This window comes from Chryseobacterium sp. 27AL (assembly GCF_057815395.1).
Genome location: NZ_JBYRIW010000006.1, coordinates 36888 through 60646, shown reverse-complemented (window position 1 = coordinate 60646; position 23759 = coordinate 36888). Strand labels below are relative to the sequence as shown.

The following is a 23759-nucleotide window of genomic DNA, read 5'->3' as shown; positions in this document are numbered from 1 at the left end:
TTAATGAAAATTTTCATTATGGCTTATACAGTAGTTTCAGTATTTCCGGTGACTGTAGATACAGAGGAAATTAAAAGAGATTTAAAAGAAAACGGTTTCAGCGAAGCAAATATTATTGTTTCAAAATCAAGCGTAGAAAGCGGATTATCAACCGATCATTATCAGGAAGACGAACAGACCAAAGGTTTTTTCGAATATACTTTTGCGCACGATGCGGAAATGTTGGATGCTTACCGTAAGCACAGTATCGGAAGAAATAACGTGATTGTCTATGCCGATAACCTGGAGCAGGCAAGCACCGCAAAATCTATTTTGAATAAAAATGGGGCATTAGAAGTTTTTAAAAAACCTTCACAAGACCAAAAAGATATTCCTGACGGAATGACCGAAGAAGAATACAACGGAATTATCGCAAAAGCGAGACACAACATCTATTTTCTGGGATCAGAAAGAGTCTATCATTCCAATGAAATAAAAGGAATGGATGATGATATGGATAGTTTGGGGTCAAAAGATTAATAGAATCTCATTAACAAATAAGTCTGCCGGAATTTTCGGCAGGCTTTACTTTATTTATTCATTTGCAATTCTTTAATTTAGATTGTGTCTAAAGAAAATTATTTTATCTTTGCATCTGAAAATCAAGTTTAACCATTAAAAAACGAAGCAAAATGTTCAGATTTACTCAGAATTCTTCAATAGGATTACCGCTTATGGTGGTAAGGCTTCGTGGTTTGGTACATTCTTAGAATAACAGTATATGAAATATCAAAACCCGGAGTCATAAGATTTCGGGTTTTTTATTGCGCAATATTCAAACTCAAAAGTTTCCCCGAAATCGATTTATAAATCAGGAACTTTCCGAATAGCAGACAATTTTTATTTGAAGCTATTTCCGGCTTTCCGCTATTACTCCTCGCTCACCTTTCAGGTTCGCTGTGGGGTAGCCGCTGCAATCCGGGCTAGGGATAAAGTTCCGTTTAATAAACCTCATAGGTTTCAAAAACCTATGAGGTTTGAATCAACATCTTTAATCATACAACAATGGGAAATTTAAAACTTAAAGGAAAAGATATATTAAAAATAGGATACCCTAATAATCAAAGCGTAAACATTGCTTTGGAAGTTATGAAGAGAAATTTTGCAACAAAAAACATCCATCATGTGAAATCTCTTTTAAAGGAAATCCTGCAAAATCCGGAACAATTTGAAAAGGATTTAACCTTCGGACAAATTGCTGAAGCATTACTCTCATCAAAGAAAACAGAAAAAAGAATGCTTAACACAAACAGAGCGACTTTTAATATTTTCGGAAACAATATTTCGGATGAAGCAAAAAACCAGCTCTACACCGCACTGAAACTTCCGATTTCAACTCAGGGAGCCTTAATGCCCGATGCGCACAACGGTTACGGACTTCCAATTGGTGGTGTTCTTGCCGTAGAAAATGCCGTAATTCCTTATGGAGTCGGTATGGACATCGGCTGCAGAATGAGCCTCAGTATTTTAGATACACCTGTCTCATATCTTGACGGAGCCAAAGATAAATATGAAAAAGCGCTGGCCGAACATACGAAATTCGGGATGTACGAAACACACAAATCTCACATCGACCACGAGATTTTCGATAGAGATACCTTCGATATGATCCCGATCCTGAGAAGGTTAAAAGGAAAAGCCATCAAACAGATGGGAACTTCCGGCGGAGGAAATCATTTCGTAGAATTCGGAGAAGTGGAAATCACCGAAGAAGATGAGCAGATCGGGCTTCCTAAAGGAAAGTATTTGGGAATTCTTTCACACAGCGGTTCCCGGGGATTAGGAGCAGAAATCGCCCAGTACTATTCCAGAGTTGCTGCGGAACAATGTCCGTTGCCAAAAGAAGCGCAAAACTTCGCCTGGCTGGATTTAAGTACGCATCTCGGATTAGAATACTGGACAGCCATGAATCTTGCCGGAGACTATGCCTCAGCCTGTCACGACGATATCCACAGAAGATTGGTGAAAGCAGTAGGAGGAAGGGTGAAAGCGAGAATTGAGAACCATCACAATTTCGCCTGGAAAGAAATCCACAATGGGAAAGAAGTTATCGTTCACCGGAAAGGCGCAACGCCGGCAAATGAAAATGAGTTGGGAATGATTCCTGGCTCTATGACGGCAAAAGGTTTTATCGTGCGAGGAAAAGGAAATCCGGATTCTCTGAATTCTGCTTCTCACGGTGCCGGAAGAGCGCATTCAAGAGGTGAATGCAGAAGCCTTTTTACTCAAAATGATATTAAGAAAGAACTGAAACTTAAGAACGTCACCTTAATGGGTGGAAATGCGGAAGAAGCACCGATGGCCTACAAAGACATCAACGAAGTCATGAATGCACAAAGCGAACTGGTCGATATTCTGGGAACTTTCCAGCCAAGAATCGTGAGGATGGATAAATAAATGGTTGTTAGTTTTTGGTTGATTGTTGTTAGAATCTAGCACGATCAACTGAAAACCATCAACCGACAACAAATCAAACAACAATGGACAAACTCATACAAATAACCTCAGGAAGAGGACCTTTAGAATGCCAATGGGTAGTTGCAAAGGTGCTGAAGATTTTCCTTGAGGAAGCAAAAAATAACAATATCGATTACGAAATCATTCACCGGGAAAATGGGGATGAAAATCTTACGCTGAAATCGGTAACCCTGCTTTTAAAAGCAAAGGAACTGACGGGTTTTCTTGAAAGCTGGTTGGGAAGCATTTGCTGGACAGGCAAAAGTACATTCCGCAAGCTGCACAAAAGAAGCAATTGGTTCATCGGAGTTTTTGAGCTGGAAGGTTTGGAGAAGATTCAATTTAATGAAAAAGATATTCAGTTTCAGACTACGAGAAGTCAGGGAAGCGGAGGGCAGAATGTCAATAAAGTAAACACGGCTGTCCGCGCCACCCACATCCCGACAGGCCAAAGTGTTTTCGTACAGGACTCCCGTTCGCAGCTGGAAAATAAGAAACTTTCCATTATCCGGCTGAAAGAAAAAGTATTGGAGCAGAATATCATTCAGCTTCAGAAAAGAATGCAGGATACCTGGAACAATCATCTGCAGGTGCAAAGAGGGAATCCGGTTCGTACATTTTCCGGAATAGATTTTAAAAAGAATTACCAGGAAAAATCTTTCAAGAAACAAAGAAATCAACTGAAGAAAGAATTAAAAACTTACAAAAATGACCTTAACGAAAAATAAATATTATTTTGAGGCTTTAGACAATTATCCATACAGCTTGCCGGATTGCCTGGAAGCATTGAATTATGCATTGTCATACGATCCAGAGGATGCTGACAGCCTTTGCCTGATGGGAAGGATCTACAGTGAGATGCTGAATGATTATGAAAAGGCAAAACTGTATTTCGAAGAGGCTATGCAGTGCGATGTGGCCAATCTGAATACACCGCAATATTACATTAAATGCCTCCTGGATAATGAAGATTTTCACGAAGCCGAAAAGCTGATCGCCTATTCATTAAAAATCAAAGGGATTGATAAAGCAACATTATGGTTACACAGATCGCTGCTTTCCGAGAAAAGAGGAAGTTTTGCCAATGCCATTAAGTTTCTGAATGAAGCTGAAAAATACTGCTTTACCGAGTACAGCCTGAATCTGGTAAAAGACCGCAAGAAGTTTATTAAATCAAAAATGCCCAAGAAAAGCAAGCTTAAAAAGAAGAAGGAGGCCCAGTGAGGTCTCCTTTTTGTATAAGAATCTTCTGAAGAAACTTATTTTTTATTTACTGAAATCAGATAGTCATAAACCATTTGGTGCTGATCTTCGTTTAGTTTAGCCTTAGGAGCCATTCTGCTAAGCGTTTTCAGCCAGCCCTGATCGTCGTGTTTCGCGGGGTCCGGAAGCTTGTGACATCTGTTGCATGAGTTTTCGAAGATTGTTTTTCCCTGTGCCAGCTGTTCAGACGAAGTATACTTCGGCCCTGTTACCGCCATGCTTTTTGGTCCGCACGATACTACCAATGATGCAGAACCGAGAATCATACCCAACATCAATTTTTTCATAATAATATTTTTTTGAGGTGATTATTTTTTCACAGATACGATGTAATCGTATACCCACTGGTGCTGCTCATCGGTAAGTTTTGCTTTAGGAGCCATCCTGTTCATAATTCCCACCCAGTCAACAGAGGTATGGGAAGTCGGGTCCGGAAGTTTATGACATCTTCCACATGCATTTTCGAAGATTGTTTTTCCCTGTGCGATCTGTTCGGCAGTAGAAGTGGCAGCTGCAGGCGCTGTTGCTGTAGAAGCTTTTGGTGTACAGGATGCCAGTAAAACGGCAGTAAAGGATGCTACAGCGATTATTTTTTTCATGTTTTACATTATTTGATTAAAACAAATGTAGCAAATTCCACTTCTTATTGATGAAACGGCGGATAATTTAGAAATAATAAAAATTAGGGGTGTGCAGGGATGTTTGTGAGAGTAGCGCAAAACGTCGAGACGTTTTGCCTGAAACGTCGAAACGTTTTACCTAAAACCTCGAGACGTTTTGTATAAAACGACGGGACGTTTTCCAGTGGCGAATAGGACGTTTAAAATCAACATGTTAATCTGTGGTAATTTTAATTGATAAACTCATTCAACATTAACCCATTTAATGAAAATATATTAAAGAAACCTGAACGTATTTAGGATGAACTGAAAGATTATGGATAAAAATATCAGGTGAAGCCAATTGTCTATTGATCATTCACGCTTTAATCCTTATTTTTGAATCAATGAAATTTTCTACAGAAGAGCTAATCGATGGGATACGGTCAGGGAACAAACGCCTGATTGCAAAAGCCATTACCTTAGTAGAAAGTAAAAAGGCCGAGCACCGCCAGCAAGCCGAAGAATTGTTGAAAGGGATTATGCCATTTACGGGAAATTCTATCCGTGTGGGTGTAACGGGCGTTCCGGGTGCAGGGAAATCAACTTTTATTGAGAATTTCGGCAGGCTTGCTATTGCCAATGGTAAAAAGGTAGCCGTTCTCGCTATTGACCCAAGTTCGGCTATTAACAAAGGAAGTATTCTGGGCGATAAAACGAGAATGGAAGAACTGGCCAAAGAAGAAAATGCTTTTATCCGTCCTTCCCCAAGTTCAGGATTTCTGGGTGGTGTTGCCAATACGACCTTTGAAACCATGATGATCTGTGAAGCTGCGGGATATGATTATATTTTAATCGAAACTGTTGGTGTAGGACAGTCTGAAGTTCTCGTGGCAGATATTACAGACGTTTTCCTGTTTTTAAAAATCATTGGTGGAGGCGACGAGCTCCAGGGAATCAAACGTGGAATCATGGAAATGGTGGATGTGATCTTCATTAATAAAGTTGATAAAGAGAATCTTCAGAAAGCGAAGAATACCAGACTCGAATTAAAAAGAGCGTTAGATTTTATTCCTCCTAAAGAAAATGGTTGGAAAGTTCCGGTTTTACTGGGATCTGCCTTAAGTAATGAAGGTCTTGATGAAGTTTTTGAAAAGATAGATGAATTCATCTCCCTGAAAAAGAAAGCCAACCGGTTTTCTGAAGTCAGGAACCAGCAGGCTGAAAAACGTTTTGAATACTGGGTGCAGGAATATATTTTATCAGCAATGAAGAAGAGTAATTCGTTGGAGGAAGCTTATATTCTTCATAAAAAAAATGCTTCAGCACTGGTTTCCAATCCAAGCACCGAAGCAAAATTATTCGTTGAAAAGTTTTTGTCTAAAGACTAATACTTTAAGGCTGCACTTTCTGCTCTTCATTTTTTGTGATGTATCCGTCGTAAGAAATAGGCTGCCTGTCATTACTTCTAATGGATGTAAAAGCTCTTCCTGATTTTGTAATTTCCAGAATGATCTCATCAACCCTGTTTGTATCATTGGGTTTTATTCTTACAACCCATGTCCCTTTTTTGTTCTGACTTTTGTTTACCGTAAAATCTTTTGATGTAAATCTGTAACTGTTTTGTGAAGAGTCACCGTAAGAAGGATTGAAAACTCTTCCGAAATAAGGCAATACCACTTCCAGTTTATCGGGTCTTACATCTACACTGTAATTGCTTCCTGACAGGTCGAGTATTCTTGTTGCAGGCGCATTAGGCATTGAGGTCATCACATTAATGACGTCATAATTCGTAGGGTTTGCTCTTTGCGCATGGAAAGAAAAGTCCTGGGAATTGATCAGTGCAGTTACTGCCTGAGGATCCATATTAATCTGGGATGAACAGTTTTCAAAGAACATCAGAAAACTGAGCATGCATATGATTGAAATTAACTTTTTCATAATTAAATATATATTGCTAAATTAAACATCAAATTGTATGCAAATATAGGATCTGAAATTTATTTTGGAATAAAAATTGTAAAGGTTGAATAATAACACTCGAACTATGAAATTTACACATTTATTAGGAATAGGAGCGATGGCTCTTACCGTTGCAGCGTGTACTACCAACCCGATCACGGGAAGGTCTTCTTTACAGCTGGCAAACAATTCGGAAATCCTGACGATGTCTGCTCAGGAATATAAATCAACGTTAAATAAATCAAAAGTAATCACAGGAACGGCAGATGCAAAAAAGGTGGTAAATGTAGGATCGAGAATAAAATCTGCAGCTGAAAGATACTACCAGTCTATTGGTCGTTCTTCAGACCTTGCCAATTACAGCTGGGAATTTAATCTTATTCAAAGCAATGAACTCAACGCATGGTGTATGCCAGGCGGAAAAGTAGCCGTTTATACTGGAATTTTACCAATTACAAAAAATGAAAACGGACTAGCCGTTGTGCTGGGGCACGAGGTGTCTCATGCTTTGGCGGGTCATGGTAATGAAAGAATTTCTCAGGCCATGGTAGCACAATACGGCGGAGCAATCTTAGGAGGGACTATATCAAATGCTCAATGGGCAAACGTATTTGAAGCAGTATATCCTATCGGTTCTCAAGTCGCGTTGTTGAAATATGGAAGAAATCAGGAATCTGAAGCTGACAAAATGGGACTTTACCTGATGGGAATGGCAGGATATGATCCGAGAGAAGCAATTCCTTTCTGGGGAAGAATGGAAGCTGCATCTAAAGGAGCGAGACAGCCTGAATTTTTATCTACCCACCCAAATCCTGAAACCAGAATTTCAGACATTAATAAAGATTTACCTAAAGCTTTAGAATATTATAAGGCTGCAGGTGGTAAAATATAATCACTAAAGAAATTTAATCTTGTAAGGCCTTATTGAATTTTTATTAAATTTGGTAAGGCCATTTAGTTTTATTAATCTTAAGCACAGCACTATGAAAAATTTAACAATAATAGGACTTATTCTTTTAGCGTTATCTATACTTCTGTTTTATCTAACGGCTAATAATTTTACAATTAATGACTTGGGAATGCCTCATATCATGGGAATTTTAGGAGGTATCGGCATTGGTTTAATCATCGGCGGAATGGTGGGGTATGTAAGCAAAGGAAGCGCTATAAAAGCTGAGCAGAAAAGAAAAGAATTTCAAAAGCTTCAGCAGGAAAAAGAAGAACTGGAGAAAAGAGCGGCAGATATCGCCAGACGTGAAGCCGAGCTCAATCTTAGAAATGAAAATCCTCAGGTCTGAAGAACTGAGGATTTATATTATTATTTAAGTTTAATCTAAAACTTATACCCAACGCCTACCATGAAAAGGTTTGGCCTGTTGTCATATCGGATCTCTTCACCCATAATTTTGGTATTAATGAATTCTCTGGTGTCTTTACTGAATGCGCCTTCATATCTTGCATTCAGAATTAGCTTTGAGATTTCTACCTGAGCACCAAACTGATATCCTACGGTAAAATTATCTCTTGCATTTTCTTTAAAATCGTTGAATGTGTCTTCTTTAGCTAAGTTGTAACTTGCCACCGGACCTATGAAAACACCCAATGTGTTTCCTAAAATATTATACCCTAAAAGTACAGGTAAGTCAATCCTGCTACTTTTGATGTCAAAAGTTGTAGGACCAACCGTAAAATCATTTTTAAAGTTGGTATAATATAATTCCGGCATTAGATAAAATGAAGTAGGTAATCCTACTTTTAAAGACAAACCTACGTTGAAGCCGGCATTGTTTTTTCCTTCTCCTTCAATCGCCTGGTTTACTGTTCCTTTAATATTCTGCCATGAAGGTGATCCTGTAGGAAATATTATATTTGCTTTACCTGCCAGAGAAATCTGTGCGGAAGCGAATATAGAAAAACCTATTAACGCTATACTAAGAATCTTTTTCATTATCTTCTATTTTTGTAATTGTATTATCAATGGTTTTGTTATTTTCAAGCAAATATTCTCTCAGTTCTTTAAATAATTCTGATGAATAAACGAAATCAATAAGATTTTTATTGCCTGCTGTAATCAGAATGTCTTTGTTGCCTTCCCATTCTTTGATTCCTAATCTGAGGTATACAATTTTCTCGCCAATCGTCATTACAGAATTCATGTCGTGTGTATTGATGATGGTCGTGGTATTATACTCTTTTGTAATTTCCAGCAGCAGATCGTCGATTACATTGGAAGTGTAAGGATCCAGTCCGGAATTTGGCTCATCACAGAAAAGATATTTAGGATTGTTGACAATCGCTCTGGCAATCGCTACCCGTTTCTGCATTCCCCCGGAAATCTCAGAGGGAAATTTCTTATTGGCTTTATCAAGATGTACCCTTCCGATTACTTCAAAAACACGTCTTTTCTTTTCCCTGAATGTTAAATTGGTAAACATATCCAGCGGGAACATAATGTTTTCTTCAACCGTTAAAGAATCAAACAATGCGCTTCCCTGGAAAACCGTTCCGATCTCGGAACGAAGATGCTGCTTCTCGTCCCTTGACATGACATTGATGTCTTTGCCATCAAAAAGGATCTCTCCCGAAGTGGGTTGATAAACATTCAACAGACTTTTTAGGAATACGGTTTTTCCGGAACCACTTTGCCCAATAATCAGATTTACTTTTCCTTTATCAAAAGTTGTTGAAATTCCTTTAAGTACTTCAACTTCATCAAAACTTTTCTTAAGATCTTTTACCTCAATCATTAGCTTAATATTAATTGGGTTAATAGTAATTCTGAAAGGATAATGAATACCATTGTCCAAACCACTGCCTGCGTACTGGCTCTACCTACTTCCAGTGAACCCCCTTTTACATTGTATCCGTAATAAGAAGGTACTGTTGCTATAATGAAAGCAAAAACAATTGTTTTCGTAAATGCATAATAAATAAACAGATTCGGCATATACATCTGAATTCCTACAATATAATCATTAGTTGTCCAGTTTCCGGTTAAAATACCCGCCACATAACCTCCGCCGATACCAAATACAATACTTATGGCAATAAGTAAAGGATTAAAGATGACACAGGCGACAATTTTTGGTAAAATTAAAAAGTTAGGAGAGTTTACACCCATAATATCAAGAGCGTCGATTTGCTCCGAAACCCTCATTGTTCCTATACTTGAAGCGATATAAGATCCTACTTTACCTGCAAGAATAAGACTGATAATGGTTGGAGAAAATTCCAAAACCAAAACGGCTTTTGTAGCGTATCCTACAAATGAAGGAGGAATGGGAAACGAAGAAGCATCAAAATTATTGAACATCTGAATGGCTACAACAGCTCCTACGAATATAGAAGTAAAAATCACAAGGCCAAAAGAATTAACGCCCAGGTCATTGATCTCTCTCATAAGGAGCTTCCAGAAAACTTTCATTTTCTGCGGCTTCTGCATAGATTTGCCAAGAAGGATGATGTATTCTCCGACTGCTGTAAAAAACTTTTTTAACATTCTGCTAAATTAGACTTTTTTTTATTTAATTAATTAAAGATTGAGATCAGATACAGGCTCTGTTCAATATTCTTTTTAGTATATCATAATGTAGACCAAAATTTTTATTTTGCATTTTTATCTCCGCCAATAACCAGGAGAATGGTCTTTAAAACAATAACCAGATCGAGCATAAAACTCCAGTTTCTTACATAGAAAGAATCTGCCAAAACTCTTTTATTCATTTCCACTTCTACATTTCCGGCATCACCGCGTAAGCCATTTACCTGGGCAAGGCCTGTAATTCCGGGTGTTACCATGCTTCTGAGGCTGTATCTTCCGATCTTCGGTTTGTAATAATTATCTACTGCAAGCATGTGCGGTCGTGGTCCTACAATTGACATGTCTCCTTTAAGGACATTAATAAACTGTGGCATCTCGTCAAGGCTGGTTTTTCTCAGAAATTTACCGAATGGGGTGATTCTTATATCATTTTCTGATGTTGTTTTTGTAGTAGAGTGGTCATTCACCACCATTGTCCTGAATTTGATACATTTAAAAACTTCTTCATGAAAACCATATCTTTCCTGTATAAAAAAAACGGGGCCTTTTGATGTCATTTTAATCAGAATGGCAATAACAGGAAATAGCCAGGAACAGATTCCAAGCAATATGATCACGGAAAATACAATATCAAAAGTTCTCTTCAATAAGAAATTAGAATAGAACTCAAGTGGATATTTTGTCTGATTAAGAACCGGCTGTGTCTGAATATATCCCATGTCATACAAAAAGAAATCACTCTGCGTTATACTGGGAACCAGTGAGATGTGCACTTTGTTAGCTTCTGCAAGCCTGAAGATTTCTTTTTCTGTAGTTGGGGTATAAGTATTCTCCAGCGGAATAAATAAGGTATGAATGCCGTTTTTTTTCCAGAATTCTATCAGCTCTTCTGTTTTTATTTCATCCTTACTATATTCGAAAATCTTGTAGCCGTAATCTTTTCTTTCTTTTAATATATTTTTTAAAACATCTGTCGAGCTGTTTTCATGAAGAAACATGATATTCCGGTGATTGATACCAAGACTTCGCAAGTATTTTATGCAGAAGAAGATCATTGACCTGACTAAAAAAATAAAAAAGAAAAGATAAAATGAAAGCCAGTAAATGTCCGAATTAAAAAAGACGTTATAACTTACTTTTCCAATTAATAATACTCCAAGGATGAACAACAGGAAATGAATGAGAATCCTTTCCAGAAATAGGGTATACGTAAGATTTCTCGGAATATTGTAGATTCTTGTTCTGCTACTCAGAAGCATCCAGAACAAAAACAGCAATATCAAAGAAAAGGAATTCTGATACCAGGTTTCCTCGTTATATTTCAGATTTTGATTTCTTGTTACAAAAAAGAATATAAAAATAGATGCAATAACCAAAAGGTCAAGCAAAATAATGATTGATTTCAGGTATCTGGAATATCGTATTCTCTGCATCTATCTGAATTAACGGATACGAAAAGCTAATTTACATAAATTTACGGGATATTGAGATATTTATGTGTCTGGACTGATGCTCTCCATTTCGGATGTTCCAAAATAAAATCTGTAATTTTTGGGTACATCTCGTCACGTTTGCTCCATTCGCTCTGAAGATAGAGTGTGCAATTTTCCGAAACTTTTGAAGCTTGTTCCTGGGCAAATTTAAAGTCATTGTTATTGAAAATAATCACCTTAAGCTCGTGTGCTTTTTGGTAGATTTCTTCTTTTGGTAATCCTGTTTTTTTAGGAGAAAGTGTAATCCAGTCGATTTGTCCGCTCATCGGGTAGGCTCCCGAAGTTTCAATATGAACGGAGCATCCCAGCTCTTTTAATTTTGATGTTAAGATATCAAGATTCCACATTAAAGGTTCTCCACCTGTTAAAACTATTGTTTTACAGTGTCTTGCAGCGGTTTCTGCTATTTCTTCCGCATTCATTAATGGGTGTAAATTCGGATCCCAGCTTTCTTTTACGTCACACCAGTGGCATCCGACATCGCAACCTCCTAATCTGATGAAATAGGCTGCTTTTCCGGTGTGCGCTCCCTCTCCCTGAAGAGTGTAAAAATGCTCCATTACAGGGAGCATTTTACCTTCTTTTAATAATATATCTTCTACTAAATCCATTTTAAAATTAGTCGTTATAGACTGAAGTCTTATACGCAATGATGGTATTTTTCATCAACATTGCTCTTGTCATAGGTCCGACACCTCCGGGAACAGGCGTGATCCAGCTGGCTTTTGCTGCACAGCTTTCAAAATCTACATCACCTGCAAGATAATATCCTTTCGGAGAGTCATCGTCTACTCTTGTAATACCTACGTCAATAATTACCGCCCCGTCTTTGATCATATCCCCTTTTAAGAAATGAGGATCTCCTAAAGCTGTGATAACGATATCTGCTTTTTTAGTATATTCTTCAATATCTTTTGTGTATGAATGTGTCAATGTCACTGTAGAATTTCCAGGGAAATCTTTTCTTCCCATCAGGATACTCATCGGTCTTCCTACAATTTTACTTCTTCCGATGATAACACAGTCTTTACCTTTTGTTTCAATATTGTATCTTTCCAGTAATGTTAAAATACCGAACGGTGTAGCTGGCAGGAAAGTATCCATTTCCAACGCCATTCTTCCGAAGTTTTCCGGGTGGAAACCATCAACATCTTTTCTTGGATCAATAGCATTAATAATTTTTTCCTGATCGATCTGATCCGGTAAAGGCAACTGAACGATGAATCCGTCCACCGCTTTGGATTTATTTAATTCATCAATTTTTTCCAATAATTCAGATTCAGAAACCGTACTTGGAAATTTAACTAAGCTTGATTGAAAACCAACTTCTTCGCAGTCTTTTACTTTTGAATTGACATAGGCTTTGCTTGCCCCATTGTTTCCTACAAGAATGGCTACCAAATGTGGAGCTCTTCTTTTTCCAGCAACAATTTTTTCAACTTCAGCCTTAATTTCCTGTTTTATTTCTTTGGATATTTTTAATCCGTCAAGAATTTCTGCCATTTTTACTTTTATTACTTTTTACTATTAGACTTTAGGGATATTTTTCCGGATTCTGATGAGTGCAGAAAACGGAAATTACATAAACGAATTTTTTAATTTCGTCAATATGAAATAAAATGATGTAAGGAAACTTTTTAAGAGGAAGTGCTCTCACATCATCATATCGAATTTGAAAAAAAGGATTTCTTTCTAATTGATCATAGGCTTTTGAAATTTGTTTTTCAAAGTTAGATGCAATGGTGTTTGAAATTTCTTTATAATAATTTACAGCTTCCAAAATATCCTCATCTGCCTCGGGATATTGGAAAATTTCAAATGCCATGATTGTTTTTCAATTTTTTTAAAAAGTCTCTTGCCGGAGTAAACTCTTTGTGATTTTTGGCTTTTCTTTCATCAATCACCCTTTTCATTTCATCCGTAAGCTCAAAATCATCCTCATTTTTTTCAAAGCTGATTTTCATTTTTTTCAAAAGATTTTCCATTAAAGTTTCTTCTTCCTTATCTTTAAGATGTATCGTAATGGTACTCATGTGTTTTTATTTTTAATCAAAATTAATGAAAATCAGCAATAATTTATTTGTTTGCTTTATAATAATTAATCAGTCCGTTGGTTGAAGAATCATGTGAGCTAACCGTCTCATTGCTTTCAAGTTCCGGAAGGATTTTATTGGCTAAAACTTTTCCTAATTCCACGCCGAACTGGTCGAAACTGAAAATATTCCAGATGACACCCTGAACAAATATTTTATGCTCGTACAAAGCAATCAGCTGCCCTAATGAAAAAGGAGTTAATTCATTGAATAATATAGAGTTGGTAGGTGTATTTCCGTGAAAGACCTTATAGTTTAATAAAAACTCAATTTCCTCGTCAGATTTTCCTGAAGCTTTTAATTCTGCTTCAACTTCTTCTTCTGTTTTTCCAAAGGCAAGTGCCTCAGTCTGAGCAAAAAAGTTCGCTAATAATTTATCCTGATGATCCGAAACTTTATTCGGACTTGTAGCATAAGCAATAAAATCTGCAGGAATCAATTCTGTTCCCTGGTGAATCAGCTGATAGAAAGCATGTTGGCCGTTTGTTCCGGGTTCTCCCCAGATAATTGGCCCGGTTTCATATTCTACAAATTCACCGTTTCTGTCAACACATTTTCCATTACTTTCCATATCTCCCTGTTGGAAATATGCAGGGAACCTGTCTAAATATTGAGAGTAAGGAAGAATTGCATATGTGGTCGCCGCATAGAAGTTACGGTACCAAATTCCGATCAATCCCATTAAAACAGGAATATTTTCAGCAAAATCGGCTGTCTGAAAATGCTGGTCTGTATCATATGCTCCTCTAAGCAGCTGTTCGAAGTTTTCATAACCCACTGCCAAAACGATACTTAAGCCAATTGCACTCCACAATGAGTATCTTCCGCCAACCCAGTCCCAGAATTCGAAGATGTTCTCTTCTGCAATTCCGAAGTCTTTAACAGCTTGAACGTTAGTTGATAAAGCCACGAAATGTTTTGCTACATCTTCCTGTTTTCCTGCTTTTAAGAACCAGTCTCTTGCAGAATGAGCATTCGTCATCGTTTCCTGAGTCGTGAATGTTTTAGAAGCAATGATGAATAAAGTGGTTTCAGGATTTAAATTTTTTACAACTTCTGCAATATGATTACCATCTACATTAGAAACAAAATGAACATTGAGTCTGGTTTTAAAATGTTTTAAAGCCGAAACTACCATCACAGGCCCCAAATCTGAACCGCCGATTCCAATATTTACAACATCCGTAATTTCTTTTCCGCTGAAACCTTTGTGAGCGCCTGAAATAATGCTTTCGGAAAAAGATTTCATATGATCAAGCACTCTTTTGATCTGAGGTTTGATATTTTGTCCGTCCACTACAATTTCTTTGTCGGAGAAATCTCTCAAAGCTGTATGCAGAACCGCTCTTCCTTCCGTTTCATTGATTTTATCACCGGAAAACATCTTGGAGATTGCATCTTTCAGCTCACATTCTTCAGCAAGATTCAGCAAAAGGCCTTTTACTTTAGAATCAATCAGATTTTTAGAATAATCAAACAAAAAGTTGGTTCTTTTGATGGAAAATTCATTAAAACGATTCGGATTGTCGTTAAAAAGACTTCTTAAATCAAAATCATTGTTAGCAAATTGATCATCAAGCGCTTTCCAGCTGTTGGTTTGGGTAGGATTTATTTTTGATAGCATATATTTAGAAATTAGATTGTGACTTGGGAATTAGGATGGTTGAATGCCAAATCCCTATACAAAATTACTGATTGCAAATTTACGCAATTTTAATCCAATGATGTTAATGGATGATTAAAAATCAGTCCGCGATTTGGTGTTAATTCTAAAATCATTATTTTTAAAATCAAATATTATAGGCACAATGATCAACAGACGTAATTTTATCAAGAAATCATCATTAGGGCTTGGCTTTTTTGCACTGCCTGCATCTGCAAAATTTATTTATTCAGAAGATTATGTCTCAAAAAGGCCCGCAATTTCTCAGAGGAAATTTATCTCAGAAGCCGTTGAAAGAACCATTAAAGATATCAAAAAATCAATTGCTGACCGGGAGCTGGCCTGGATGTTCGAAAATTGTTTCCCTAATACTTTAGATACAACGGTAAAATTTTATCATAAAAATAATAAACCTTACACATACGTTATCACGGGAGATATCGATGCGATGTGGCTCAGAGATTCTTCGGCGCAGGTTTATCCATATTTAAATCTGGCAAATGAAGATGAAAAGCTTAAAAATCTGCTTAAAGGGGTAATCAATAAACAGGTTGCGTGTGTTCTTCTTGATCCTTATGCCAATGCATTTTTTGATGATGCCAACAAAATAAGCGAGTGGAAAGATGATTCCACACAAATGAAACCCGGAATTCATGAGCGAAAATGGGAAATTGATTCTTTATGTTATGTGATGCGGTTGTCTTATAATTATTGGAAAATAACCGGAGATTATTCTGTTTTTGATGAAGATTGGAAAAAAGCAATGTTTTTGATTTTGCAAACCTTTACAGAGCAGCAGCGAAAAGATTCAAAAGGGCCATATTATTTTCAAAGGTCTAACGGAAACCCTTTGGACACACAGTTTGCAGGCGGATTCGGGAATCCTACGAAAAAAGTCGGACTAATTCATTCGATGTTCAGGCCTTCGGATGATGCTACTTTTTATCCGTTTTTGATTTCTTCCAATATGTTTGCTGTGGTCTCTTTAAGGCAGACAGCTGAGATTTTTTCAACAGTTTTAAAAGATGAAACATCTTCGGATCAATTTAAAGGTTTAGCGAAAGAAGTGGATGAAGCGATTCAGAAATATGCTGTTTTAAATCATCCTGAAGCCGGAAAAATTTATGCTCTGGAGATTGATGGTTTCGGAAATGCTTTATTTATGGATGATGCGAATGTCCCAAACTTATTGTCGATTCCGTATTTAGGATATGCCTCAAAGGATGATGCAGTCTATCAGAATACAAGAAAATTTTCTTTAAGTAAAGCAAATCCGTGGTTCAGTGAAGGAAAATTTGCCAAAGGAATCGGTGGACCTCACATCGGAGAACATAAGATCTGGCCACTCGGGTTGATTATGCAGGCTCTAACAACTGATGACAATGAGGAAATTATTTCATGCCTGAAAATGCTTAAAGCCACTCACGCCGGAACGGGATTTATACATGAGTCTTTTGACGTCGACAATCCTAAAGATTTTACTAGATCATGGTTTGCATGGGCTAATACATTGTTTGGCGAACTGATTCTTCATCTTCATAAAACAAAACCTGAAATTTTAAAGTGGAAATTTTAAGCATAAAACCTCCGGACTTTTCCAGAGGTTTTTAAGTTGAATATATGTTGATAACCGAAGGTTAGGATAGCTTATATTTCAGTGGTCGGCTGTTGCTTTTTGGAAGGTTTTCTTTTTCTCACAACATAAACGATTCCAGCTCCGATTAATATAATTGGCCAAATAGTAATCAATCCTACTACAATTTTTTGTATTAAATAAAATCCTTCCACGAAAGCGGATTTTACACCATATACAAAGTCAAACTTATATTGATCATCAATACTTTTGGTATTGGTAATAGCAATTGTAGCAACTCTTAATTTAGGTTCTTTAATGTAAATATCGACAGTACTGTATTTTAAATTATCAGTTACGTCCATGTTTGCCAATTGCTGATGATTGGCTTCTGCCATATTTTCATTACTCATATTGACTTTATCTTTATTGGTCTTCAGTTTGTCAATATTTTCTTCGGTTTTTTTGATTCTTTTTGCTTCCAGTTCAGCATATTTTATCCCTGAAGTCACATCTTCTGCATTAATGGATCTTGAATTAAGAAATAGTTTCTTGTTATTTATTAAGGTAAGTAATTCACCAAGCTTAGCAGTCGGAACTCTTACCTGCATCGTATTCTCTGATTGATATTTTTTAATCAGCATTGCTTCCTGATCCGATGTGTTATAGGTATCTTCCGAAATAACATTGCTTTTCAGATCACTGTGTGTTACAAATCCTCCAAGTTCCTGAACAGATTTTTCAATGGAAATGGTGGCATCATAAACATCTTTTACTTCCATATTCACATTAGCGGTTTTAATGAACTGTTTGTCTTTTACACTCATCGTTGCTGCAGATGAGATACTGTCTGAAATAATCGTTGTCGCAGAATCTGCTTCTGCACCGGCATTATAATCTGCCGTAGCTTCTCCTTTTTTACATGAATAAATTCCCAGTAAAAGGGCACTTGCTAATGATAGTCTGATGTACGTTGTTTTCATAGATTTATTTTTTAATGTTTTGCTTAATCCAAAGTTCAGGCTGAATCATTTGTAATATTTGAAAATCACACGTAAAAGTTTTGTAAATAATATATAGTGGATTAAATATCTTGAAGTCAGTAATTTGTAAATTGTTCTGTCTGCATGGATACCATATTCGGATTGATTTTTGCTGATGTTTTACAAATTAAATTTCAAATAATATGTCTAATACTTTTTCCAAAATCAGAAACGCGATAGAGTTATTCAGATCCATTGACTTTGATCAGCTGAGTGCTATTTCCCAAAAAGTAAATCTTCCTAAATTAATGGAGAACTTCTCTAAGCTGGATGATAAGCAATTGAAAGGCATGATGAAAATGCTGGATCCCAACAAGAAAAAGAAAGATCTTCCGCCGATCGACGGAGATTTTTACGATATCTACCATACTTTAAGCCCGGAGCAAAGGGAAATTCAGCTTAAAGTAAGAGATTTTATGGAAAAAGAAGTAAAACCTTTGGTGAATCATTATTGGCTGCGGGACGAATTTCCACATGAATTGATTCCTAAATTCCAGAAGCTGAATATTTGTGGCGTCACTTATGAAGGATACGGCTGTCCCGGATTACCTTTTTTAATGGAAGGAGTGCTGGCCATGGAAATGGCTAGGGTAGATGCTTCTATTGCGACTTTCTTTGGGGTACAGTCTGGCTTGTCAATGGGTTCGATTTATATCTGCGGTTCTGAAGAACAAAAACAAAAATGGCTTCCTCAGATGCAGAAATTTGAAAAAATCGGAGCATTTGGATTAACGGAGCCTGAAGTCGGTTCCGGAGCGGCAGGCGGTTTAACGGTAACCTGCAAAAAAACTCCCGAGGGATGGGTTTTAAACGGACAAAAAAAGTGGATCGGAAATGCAACATTTGCTGATATCATTATCATTTGGGCAAGAGATCTTGATGATGGCGAAGTGAAAGGTTTCATTGTTGAAAAAGATAATCCCGGATATGCTGTCGAAAAAATAAAAGGAAAGATGGCGTTGAGAATCGTACAGAACGGATTGATTACACTTAAAGATTGCCTTATTACTGAAGAAAACCGTTTGCAAAATGCTAATTCATTTAAAGATACGGCAAAAGTTCTCCGGATGACCAGGGCAGGAGTGGCCTGGATGGCTACTGGTTGCGCCAGAGGAGCGTATGAAAGTGCTTTAGATTACACCAGAAAAAGAGAACAATTTGGAAAACCAATCGCTTCTTTCCAGATGATTCAGGGACATTTGGTGGAAATGCTTTCTAATCTTACGGCAATGCAGACAATGGTTTTCAGGCTTTCCGAAATGCAGGATGAAGGAATTTTAAAAGATGAACATGCTTCTCTTGCAAAAGTTTTCTGCACGATGAGAACCCGCGATATTGTTTCCAGAGCCCGCGAGGTTATGGGCGGAAACGGAATCTTGCTGGAGTATGACGTCGCAAGATTCGTCGCCGATGCCGAAGCCATCTATTCTTATGAAGGAACAAAAGAGATAAACTCCTTGATTGTAGGAAGATCGATTACAGGCTTCAGTGCATTCGTTTAATGTCAATGGTCAATGGTCAATGGTCAATTTTGCTTCGCAAGTGAATTTTTTTAAATTAACAAGCATAGCGAATTGACCATTGACCATTCACCTATTAATCAGCTTACAAGATGTTTATATTTTTCTCTGTTGTCGATGATCATCCATAGATTAATCAGAAACATTACGCCGGCAATTGCCATTCCCATTTCTGATTTATCCAGTGTAAATACGTGGGCAACAATGCCAACCATTACAGGCAAAATGACAATAGCTCCCAGCGCTCTCGTTTTTGGAAAAATGAACAGCAGTCCGCCAATGATTTCCACAGCTCCCACAAGTGGCATCAGCCAGCCGATTTCGCCAAAAGCACTGAAGATTTTCATTTGCTCTGGTGTGGGTTTTTCCATGGGCATGTAGTTTAGAAACTTATTTAATCCGGCATTAATAAACATTAATCCGAAAAGAAGGGACAGAATAAATTTTACAGCTTTCATAAAAAAGATATTTTATTAAAGTTAAATAAAATTATAATCCGTTGATTAAAAAGCAGATAAATTTTAAATTTATTGTGAAATTTTCATTATTTATCGCTTGTTTCCATTGCTTATGAATTAATCCATTTCCTTCAAAGTAATATTTTTAGAAATTTTGTAAGTTTTTTTCTTTTTATTAATTTTTTCTTCCTCACCGAGCAATTTTCCCCAAGGTTTTAATCCTTCAACTCTTTCAAAAATAATTTTAATAATGGCAATGGCCGGAATACACAAAAACATTCCTGAAATACCCCAAAGATGTTCCCCGACCAATATTCCGATAAAAGAAAACAAAGCATTAATTTTTACTTTAGAGCCTACAACAAAAGGAAGAATGATATTTCCGTCAATAGCATGCACGATAACATATCCTATAGCAACATAGATACATGTGGATGGAGTGTTGGTCGCAAATGCAATAAAACAGGAAATAAGAAGCGAAATAAAAATACCTATGTAAGGAATTACATTTAATAAACCCGTCAGAACACCCAGTAGCATAGCATATTTTACTCCTAAAATAGTAAGAACAGCCGTTGTAAGAATCGAAACAATAATAACCTGAAGGCAAAGTCCTATAATGTATCTTTTTGTCATTATTCTGACTTCTGAAACTACTTCCTGAACGCTGCTTTTGTGTTTTTCTGTAAAAACATTGACGATAAAATTATTTAAAATTCTTCTGTAATTTAATATAAATATAAAAAAGAGAATAAAAAAGGCTAAGAATCCCAGGCCAGTAGAAAAAATGCCGAGAGTAAATCCTAAGATGATTCCTGTAGAAGATAATAGCTTTTTTAAACCTTCATCTAAATAGGCAAACTGCTCATCAATTTTTACATTAAATGTTCTGGAAACCCACCGTTGGAGGTCATGAAAAACATGCGTTGCCTGCTCGGTAAGCTGCGGAATGTCTTTGCTGAAGCTGGAAATCTGTGAGCCAAAGAAGAAGATGAGCCCGGTAATAACGATCAGCAAAATCATAACTGAAAAAATGGTAGAAAATGATCTCGGGAATTTTAATTTCTGTTCCAGAAAATTAGCAAACGGTAAAAATATCATGGCCATAAGAAACGCCAAAAAGAATGGCGCTAAAATACTTTCGCCTAAAGCCAGAAGATATCCAATGCCAATAATGGAAACTACAACCAGCGTAAGCTTAACAAGAAAAGGAAGTCGGAGAAAATTCATAACTGCAAACTGTTGTATAAAAATAATAAAACCCTTCGAATTGAAGAGTTTTAAAATTTAAATTATTTTGAATTCTTTAAGTTAGAAAATTCCATGCCACATTCATAGCTTTCATTTAAGTTTCACTATCAAAAAACACATCCCGATCTGAGATGTGTTTTATTATTAAATGAATGTTTATTATTTTTCAATAGCAAGCTCCAGAACTTCATTCATCCAGCTTACATAATGAACTTTCAGATTTTTAAGATAATCTTTTTTGATTTCTTCTACATCTTTCCTGTTGGCTTCGCAAAGAATTACTTCTTGTATCCCGGCTCTTGTTGCTGCCAAAAGTTTTTCCTTAATTCCTCCTACTGGCAGAACCTTTCCTCTTAAGGTGATTTCACCGGTCATGGCAAGATGAGGTTTTACTTTTTTATTTTTAAATGATGATACCATGGAGGTAAGCATGGCAATACCTGCAGAAGGTCCGTCCTTAGGAGTTGCTCCTTCAGGAACGTGAACGTGGATGTTTTTCTTTTCGATGTCATCCTGTGAAATTCCAAGGACATCATGTTTTGCCTTAATATATTCCAATGCAATGGTAGCCGATTCTTTCATTACCGTTCCCAGGTTTCCGGTCATGGTCAATGAGCCTTTTCCGTTACTGATAATGCTTTCGATAAAAAGGATATCGCCCCCTACGCTTGTCCAGGCAAGACCTGTGACTACTCCGGGCACGTCTGTAAGTTCCGACAGACTTTTAGGCCTTGGAACTCCCAGGATTTCATCGATCTTTTCAACAGAGATTTTCGGATCATATTCTTTCACCAAAGCAGTTTGCAGCGCTACCCAGCGTGCTATTGCGGCAAGTCTTTTTTCTAACGTTCTTACGCCGCTTTCTGAAGTGTGCGCTTCAATGATATGCTTCAGCTCATTATTTCCCAGCTTGAATGATTTGGAATCCAGACCGTTTTCTTCCTGTTGTTTTTTGATTAAATGTCTTTTGGCAATCTCAATTTTTTCTTCCAGCGTATATCCCGCAATCTGAATAATTTCCATTCTGTCCAACAAAGGCGTCTGAATGGTTGAAAGTGAATTTGCCGTGGCAATAAACATTACTTTAGACAAATCATACCCCATTTCCAGGAAGTTGTCATAGAATGATTTATTCTGTTCAGGATCAAGTACTTCCAAAAGTGCTGAGCTTGGATCCCCATGCATGCCTTTTCCTACTTTATCAATTTCATCGAGAACTATTACAGGGTTAGATGTTCCTGATTTCTTAATCGATTGCAGGATTCTTCCCGCCATCGCACCGATATAGGTTTTTCTGTGACCGCGGATTTCGCTTTCATCATGAAGTCCGCCCAAAGAAACACGTACGTATTTTCTTCCTAAAGCGTCAGCCACTGATTTTCCAAGAGACGTTTTTCCGACTCCCGGAGGCCCTACCAAAAGAAGAATAGGAGATTTCATGTTGTTCTTTAGCTTTAAAACAGCCATGTGTTCCAATATTCTTTTTTTGATGTCTTCCAGTCCGAAATGAGCTTTATCTAAAATTTTCTGAGCCTTTTCGATGTCAAAAGTATCTTTTGTAAAAGTTTCCCACGGAAGATCTGTAAAGAAATCAAGATAATTTCTCTGCACATTATAATCCGGCGAATTAGGATTCTGGCGCTGCAGGCGGTTGATTTCTTTTTGGAAATGCTCTTCAACCTCTTTGTTCCATGTTTTCTTTCTCGCTTTCGCGATAAGTTCTTCTACGTCACTTTCCGGTCCGCCACCAAGCTCTTCCTGAATGGTTCTGATCTGCTGATTGAGAAAATATTCTCTCTGCTGTTTGTCGAGATCTTTTGAAGTTTTCTGATGAATCTGATTTCTCAATTCCAATTTTCTGAAATCTTCATGCATCATTTCATAGCATTTATTGGCTCTTTCCATAAGATTTTTCTCTTCAAGCAGTTTTTGCTTTTCAGAGGACGGAAAGTTGGCATTGGTGCAGATGAAATTCAGCAGATCATCATTATTGTTGATGTTTTTAATAGCGAAATTCGCAGCATTGGGAATATTGGGATCAAGCTCAATGATTTTTAATGCAAGATCTTTTACATTCTCAAGCAGCGCTTCGTATTCTTCTTTATTCTTTGGTTTAGCATCTTTTAATTTTGAAATTTCAGCTTTAAAATAAGGTTGAGTCTCAACAATCTTTTTAACCTTAAAGCGGTGAAATCCTTTAGTGATCGCCGTAATATTCCCTTCAGGCAATTTGATGATTTTAATGATCTTTGCCAGTGTTCCTACCTGATAAATATCTTTTTCAGAAGGCTGATCAAGGTCGGAATTCTTCTGGCTTACAATCCCTATAAAGTCACCGTTTTTCTGAGCTTCCTCCAATAGCTGTATGGATGTTTTTCTTCCAGCAGTAATAGGAATGACAACGTTGGGAAACATTACCATATTTCTTACCGGAAGAATGGGAAATATTTTCTGTCCGGAATTTTTCTCAGTCTCAGAAAGATCGGAAAGGTTGATCTCTTCGGCTACGATATCAAATCCGTCGCTTATCATTTCTTCTAAACTTATATCTTCAAATTCTGTCATAGTAAATCGAATGACAAATTGTCATTGCCGTTTTAATTCGTTAAAGTAAAATACACAAAACATATTACAAATCACGTAATATATTAGGTGTGCTTTTATGAGACAAGAGGTATGCCATTTGTTTTTTGCTAAAAAATACGGTCAAAATTTCCTTTTTTGTAAAATTTAAATTTTAAAAACTAAAATAAAGAACTTGGATTTCCGTAATTTCTTAAAAATGTGTATTTTCGCAACCTGAT

25 protein-coding genes are annotated in these 23759 nt (G+C 36.9%); 9 read left to right on the top strand and 16 right to left on the bottom strand.

Annotation, left to right across the window (positions count from 1 at the left end; genetic code table 11):
• Window positions 1-18 precede the first annotated feature (18 nt).
• The 4 genes from AC3WV0_RS11225 (at window position 19) to AC3WV0_RS11210 (ending at window position 3720) form a co-directional block, all read left to right on the top strand.
• Window positions 19-519, top strand: a complete 501-nt coding sequence (locus AC3WV0_RS11225) for a hypothetical protein (RefSeq protein ID WP_488846166.1) — start codon at window positions 19-21, stop codon at window positions 517-519.
• 525 nt (window positions 520-1044) lie between these two features.
• Complete coding sequence (locus AC3WV0_RS11220; protein ID WP_488846165.1) at window positions 1045-2436, top strand: RtcB family protein; 1392 nt, start codon at window positions 1045-1047, stop codon at window positions 2434-2436.
• An 83-nt stretch (window positions 2437-2519) separates the two neighbouring features.
• Window positions 2520-3224, top strand: a complete 705-nt coding sequence (gene prfH, locus AC3WV0_RS11215; RefSeq protein ID WP_488846164.1) for a peptide chain release factor H — start codon at window positions 2520-2522, stop codon at window positions 3222-3224.
• A complete protein-coding gene (locus tag AC3WV0_RS11210) occupies window positions 3205-3720 on the top strand; it encodes a tetratricopeptide repeat protein (RefSeq protein ID WP_488846163.1) in 516 nt (171 codons plus the stop codon). Before prfH ends, AC3WV0_RS11210 begins: the two co-directional genes overlap by 20 nt.
• A gap of 35 nt (window positions 3721-3755) precedes the next feature.
• On the opposite strand, the gene AC3WV0_RS11205 is transcribed toward AC3WV0_RS11210, so the two are convergent.
• Window positions 3756-4046 (bottom strand): cytochrome C, encoded by a 291-nt coding sequence (locus AC3WV0_RS11205; RefSeq protein WP_488846162.1) that lies wholly within the window; start codon window positions 4044-4046, stop codon window positions 3756-3758.
• Window positions 4047-4067: 21 nt separating this feature from the next.
• Window positions 4068-4358 (bottom strand): c-type cytochrome, encoded by a 291-nt coding sequence (locus tag AC3WV0_RS11200; protein ID WP_488846161.1) that lies wholly within the window; start codon window positions 4356-4358, stop codon window positions 4068-4070.
• 407 nt (window positions 4359-4765) lie between these two features.
• Between AC3WV0_RS11200 and meaB the strand changes: the two genes are divergently transcribed.
• Window positions 4766-5749: a methylmalonyl Co-A mutase-associated GTPase MeaB gene (gene meaB, locus AC3WV0_RS11195; protein WP_488846160.1), complete on the top strand. Its 984-nt coding sequence runs from the start codon at window positions 4766-4768 to the stop codon at window positions 5747-5749.
• Between the two features lie 4 nt (window positions 5750-5753).
• Here meaB and AC3WV0_RS11190 read toward each other — a convergent pair whose 3' ends face one another.
• A complete protein-coding gene (locus tag AC3WV0_RS11190; protein WP_488846159.1) occupies window positions 5754-6299 on the bottom strand; it encodes a DUF4251 domain-containing protein in 546 nt (181 codons plus the stop codon).
• Between the two features lie 106 nt (window positions 6300-6405).
• Between AC3WV0_RS11190 and AC3WV0_RS11185 the strand changes: the two genes are divergently transcribed.
• Complete coding sequence (locus AC3WV0_RS11185) at window positions 6406-7212, top strand: M48 family metallopeptidase (protein ID WP_488846158.1); 807 nt, start codon at window positions 6406-6408, stop codon at window positions 7210-7212.
• Between the two features lie 91 nt (window positions 7213-7303).
• Window positions 7304-7618: a hypothetical protein gene (locus tag AC3WV0_RS11180; RefSeq protein ID WP_090000590.1), complete on the top strand. Its 315-nt coding sequence runs from the start codon at window positions 7304-7306 to the stop codon at window positions 7616-7618.
• 35 nt (window positions 7619-7653) lie between these two features.
• Here the strand turns inward: AC3WV0_RS11180 and AC3WV0_RS11175 are convergent, their stop codons facing one another.
• The 9 genes from AC3WV0_RS11175 to pgi form a co-directional block, all read right to left on the bottom strand.
• Window positions 7654-8268, bottom strand: a complete 615-nt coding sequence (locus tag AC3WV0_RS11175; RefSeq protein WP_488846157.1) for an outer membrane beta-barrel protein — start codon at window positions 8266-8268, stop codon at window positions 7654-7656.
• Complete coding sequence (locus tag AC3WV0_RS11170) at window positions 8252-9067, bottom strand: ABC transporter ATP-binding protein (protein ID WP_090000591.1); 816 nt, start codon at window positions 9065-9067, stop codon at window positions 8252-8254. Before AC3WV0_RS11170 ends, AC3WV0_RS11175 begins: the two co-directional genes overlap by 17 nt.
• Window positions 9067-9819: an MlaE family ABC transporter permease gene (locus AC3WV0_RS11165; protein ID WP_488846156.1), complete on the bottom strand. Its 753-nt coding sequence runs from the start codon at window positions 9817-9819 to the stop codon at window positions 9067-9069. Before AC3WV0_RS11165 ends, AC3WV0_RS11170 begins: the two co-directional genes overlap by 1 nt.
• Before the next feature lie 104 nt (window positions 9820-9923).
• A complete protein-coding gene (locus AC3WV0_RS11160; protein ID WP_488846155.1) occupies window positions 9924-11294 on the bottom strand; it encodes an exopolysaccharide biosynthesis polyprenyl glycosylphosphotransferase in 1371 nt (456 codons plus the stop codon).
• 41 nt (window positions 11295-11335) lie between these two features.
• The gene (locus AC3WV0_RS11155; RefSeq protein WP_488846154.1) at window positions 11336-11965 is read right to left on the bottom strand and encodes a 7-carboxy-7-deazaguanine synthase QueE; all 630 of its coding nucleotides are present in this window, start codon (window positions 11963-11965) and stop codon (window positions 11336-11338) included.
• Window positions 11966-11972: 7 nt separating this feature from the next.
• Entirely contained in the window at window positions 11973-12857 is an 885-nt protein-coding gene (locus AC3WV0_RS11150; protein ID WP_488846153.1) for a bifunctional 5,10-methylenetetrahydrofolate dehydrogenase/5,10-methenyltetrahydrofolate cyclohydrolase, read from the bottom strand.
• Between the two features lie 31 nt (window positions 12858-12888).
• Entirely contained in the window at window positions 12889-13179 is a 291-nt protein-coding gene (locus tag AC3WV0_RS11145) for a type II toxin-antitoxin system RelE/ParE family toxin (RefSeq protein WP_090000595.1), read from the bottom strand.
• The gene (locus tag AC3WV0_RS11140) at window positions 13169-13387 is read right to left on the bottom strand and encodes a hypothetical protein (RefSeq protein ID WP_488846152.1); all 219 of its coding nucleotides are present in this window, start codon (window positions 13385-13387) and stop codon (window positions 13169-13171) included. Before AC3WV0_RS11140 ends, AC3WV0_RS11145 begins: the two co-directional genes overlap by 11 nt.
• Before the next feature lie 43 nt (window positions 13388-13430).
• On the bottom strand, window positions 13431-15071 hold the full coding sequence (gene pgi, locus AC3WV0_RS11135) for a glucose-6-phosphate isomerase (RefSeq protein WP_488846151.1): 1641 nt from the start codon (window positions 15069-15071) through the stop codon (window positions 13431-13433).
• A 184-nt stretch (window positions 15072-15255) separates the two neighbouring features.
• On the opposite strand from pgi, the gene AC3WV0_RS11130 reads away from it, so the two are divergent.
• On the top strand, window positions 15256-16686 hold the full coding sequence (locus AC3WV0_RS11130; RefSeq protein ID WP_488846150.1) for a glycoside hydrolase family 125 protein: 1431 nt from the start codon (window positions 15256-15258) through the stop codon (window positions 16684-16686).
• A 71-nt stretch (window positions 16687-16757) separates the two neighbouring features.
• Here the strand turns inward: AC3WV0_RS11130 and AC3WV0_RS11125 are convergent, their stop codons facing one another.
• Window positions 16758-17666 (bottom strand): DUF4349 domain-containing protein, encoded by a 909-nt coding sequence (locus AC3WV0_RS11125; RefSeq protein WP_488846149.1) that lies wholly within the window; start codon window positions 17664-17666, stop codon window positions 16758-16760.
• A 203-nt stretch (window positions 17667-17869) separates the two neighbouring features.
• Between AC3WV0_RS11125 and AC3WV0_RS11120 the strand changes: the two genes are divergently transcribed.
• Window positions 17870-19228, top strand: coding sequence for an acyl-CoA dehydrogenase family protein (locus tag AC3WV0_RS11120; RefSeq protein WP_488846148.1), 1359 nt, complete (start codon window positions 17870-17872; stop codon window positions 19226-19228).
• Window positions 19229-19326: 98 nt separating this feature from the next.
• Here the strand turns inward: AC3WV0_RS11120 and AC3WV0_RS11115 are convergent, their stop codons facing one another.
• From AC3WV0_RS11115 to lon, 3 genes are all read right to left on the bottom strand, one after another.
• Entirely contained in the window at window positions 19327-19704 is a 378-nt protein-coding gene (locus tag AC3WV0_RS11115) for a DoxX family protein (protein ID WP_312900960.1), read from the bottom strand.
• Between the two features lie 117 nt (window positions 19705-19821).
• Window positions 19822-20934 (bottom strand): AI-2E family transporter, encoded by a 1113-nt coding sequence (locus AC3WV0_RS11110; RefSeq protein WP_488846147.1) that lies wholly within the window; start codon window positions 20932-20934, stop codon window positions 19822-19824.
• A gap of 180 nt (window positions 20935-21114) precedes the next feature.
• Entirely contained in the window at window positions 21115-23520 is a 2406-nt protein-coding gene (gene lon, locus AC3WV0_RS11105) for an endopeptidase La (protein ID WP_488846146.1), read from the bottom strand.
• Window positions 23521-23759: the final 239 nt, after the last annotated feature.